This is a genomic window from Streptomyces sp. NPDC001156 (genome assembly GCF_053598275.1).
Genome location: NZ_JBSFJX010000454.1, coordinates 1 through 2,417, shown reverse-complemented (window position 1 = coordinate 2,417; position 2,417 = coordinate 1). Strand labels below are relative to the sequence as shown.

The window sequence follows — 2,417 nt, the reverse complement described above, 5'->3', positions numbered from 1 at the left end:
ATGAAGGACGGCAGCTTCTTCGTCATCGGCAAGGTCGTGGGGGAGGAGATGGCGCCGAGCGCCGAGGAGCTGCGCTCGATGGGCGCCTCCATCGGTGCCGACGAGCTGGCCGTCATCCTGCCGCGCGAGTGCATGCTGCACGCCGCGAAGCAGCTGGCGGCCGAGGGGCTCGTCGTGTAGCAACCGCACCGGGTGCATCTCGAGATGAGTTTGGCGGCCGCACCGGCCCGGCGCTGCACGGCCGGCCGCGCCCGGTACCCGTCGAACTTCGGCTCGTAGGCCAGGCCGCCGGGCAGCGTGTCACGCGCTTGGGCGAGCATAGGCTCGACCGGCGGCCGCAACACCAGGGTGCGCCGGCGCCTTGAGTCGCCAGCCGCTCCCACTACACGCCTGGTGCAGAGGCGGGAAGCGATGGCCCTTCACATCGGTGCTGTACTCGTGGTCCCGCCCACAGTCGCACTCGTAGATCCCGGAGACGGGAACGATCTCGCCGGGATGGTGGACCTTCTCGGTGTCTTCACCCATAGAGCCTGTCTACGCCACGCCACCCCCCGGGATGCCGCACGCCACTAGGCGGCGATCGGGTTGAGCTCGAGCCGCGACGTACCTTCGGATACATGAACGAGGTGCCCAGACGCATCGACCCCGCCACGGACCCCGTGTCCGCCGCGATCATGGTGGGCTGCTCCCCGGCTCAGGTCGGCCCGTGCGCCCGCTGCCAGGGACTGGCCTGCCGCTACGGGCGCGGCGCCCAGCTGCTGTGCCCCCACTGCCGGGCTATCGAGCAGAGCACCCAGTTCGTGAGGTGACGGAAAGCCGGTCGAGGATACTCGGAATCACGGAATCTGCCGTTTCCGCTGGCTTTCCAGAAGAAGGCGATCCCCATGAACTTCGTATGCGGAAAGCTCCCCTGCGTGGCGGACGGAGCGGAAGCACTCTTCCCGTGGTACGCCATCATGTTCGCGATTCTGGTTGTGGCTCTCGTGGTCATGCTGCTGAAGGCCAGGCACCGTTGACCTTCGCGGGACCCGCAGGAGCTGCTGCTTTGGTGCCTCCGCGCGCGGAGGCATGCGAATAAGCCCCGCCACGGACCGCGTCTCCGCCGCGATCATGCTGGGCTGACACCGGCACAGGTCGGGCCCGTGCGCCCGCTGCCGGGGGCTCACCTGCCGCTACGGGCGCGGCGCCCAGCTCCTATGTCCCCACCGATAGGGACATAACATCGCAAGCTCACCCAATAGAGCCATCCGTGTGGGGGTACTCGAGCCGAAACCCCCACAGAAGGGATCCCCTTATGATCATCAAGAGCATGCACGAAATGGGCATCCGCAGCGAACACGCCTACCTCGCGGGCATGGCATCCATCGGCCTCAGCATCGCCTCCTGGATAACCAGCCTCCAAGCCGAACCCGGCGCCGGTGTCGACCGCGCCGACCGGTGGGGCATCTTCGTCGGTGAGTGGGCTCCCACCTTCTTCGGCCTCGGTCTCGCCCTCTCTCACTACGAGCAGCAAGACGGCACCATCACCGCCACCAGCGTCCACGAACTCCGGGAACGGCAGAAGACCGGCTGACCCCCCCCGCTCCCGCCCCAACGGGGCTCCCGCCGTGGAGTCGGCAGGGGCCTCCGCGTACTCCATTCAACCGGCGTTCCGGGGCATCTGATCATACGAGCACGCCTCCCACTCGGGTGCCAGAAAGGGTGGGAGGCGTGCCCTGCGTGGACTTTCGGCAGCCTGAGCTGAGGGGGACACCAGGCCGCGCGGCGCCACGCCCAGCCTGATCCGGCAGCGGCACGGCGGCCACACCGGCGCTGCCATACGGGTGGGCAAGCATGACGGAAGCCGCCTTGCATCGCGCTGATGGAGGAGCATGCGCGTCCGGCGCCCGAGCGCGAGGCTGGAGCCATGGCGAGGCGCCGCGTGATCGTTTACCCGCCGTCCGAGACCGGCGGTCGACGCGTGCGCGTCGACGGCGTGATCCTCGGGACGGCAGACAGCCTGCAAGATCTCAGCGTGTTCCTCTGCCATGCGGGCATTGACCAACCGGCTCGTTCCACCGCCCAGAGCAATAGCGCTGGCTCTACCCGGACACGAACAGACACGCAACCCACCTCCCCCTCGACCATAGGTTAGGGACCAGAGTGATGCTTGCGAACCCTACGTTCAGTTACGGATCGATCACTGCTTCGACTGGTTCTCTGCCCAGTCGGTCTGTTGGCCATGCAGGGGCTTCCTCACGCGCGCTGCATCAGCCGGGCCGTCTGAGGGAGGGGGGCCGCCGACAACCCTAAATGGCTAGCAACGCCACGGGTACGTTTCCCCTGGCCGGAAAATCACAGCAGCCGAGGGCATGCCGGTGCCTGCTCGGGGCTTGGGTGAAAGTGACTGGGCTTGAGCTGCAGCGGCTGGTCAGACT

At 67.4% G+C, this 2,417-nt stretch carries 4 protein-coding genes; all 4 read left to right on the top strand.

Annotation, left to right across the window (positions count from 1 at the left end; all coding sequences use genetic code 11):
• Positions 1-180: hypothetical protein (locus ACWDA7_RS52065; RefSeq protein ID WP_450615138.1), on the top strand; the 180-nt coding region annotated here is incomplete at its 5' end.
• A gap of 437 nt (positions 181-617) precedes the next feature.
• Complete coding sequence (locus ACWDA7_RS52060; RefSeq protein ID WP_450615136.1) at positions 618-809, top strand: hypothetical protein; 192 nt, start codon at positions 618-620, stop codon at positions 807-809.
• 75 nt (positions 810-884) lie between these two features.
• Positions 885-1,016, top strand: coding sequence for a hypothetical protein (locus ACWDA7_RS52055; protein ID WP_450615134.1), 132 nt, complete (start codon positions 885-887; stop codon positions 1,014-1,016).
• 278 nt (positions 1,017-1,294) lie between these two features.
• Positions 1,295-1,573, top strand: coding sequence for a hypothetical protein (locus tag ACWDA7_RS52050; RefSeq protein WP_450615132.1), 279 nt, complete (start codon positions 1,295-1,297; stop codon positions 1,571-1,573).
• The last annotated feature ends 844 nt before the right edge of the window (positions 1,574-2,417 follow it).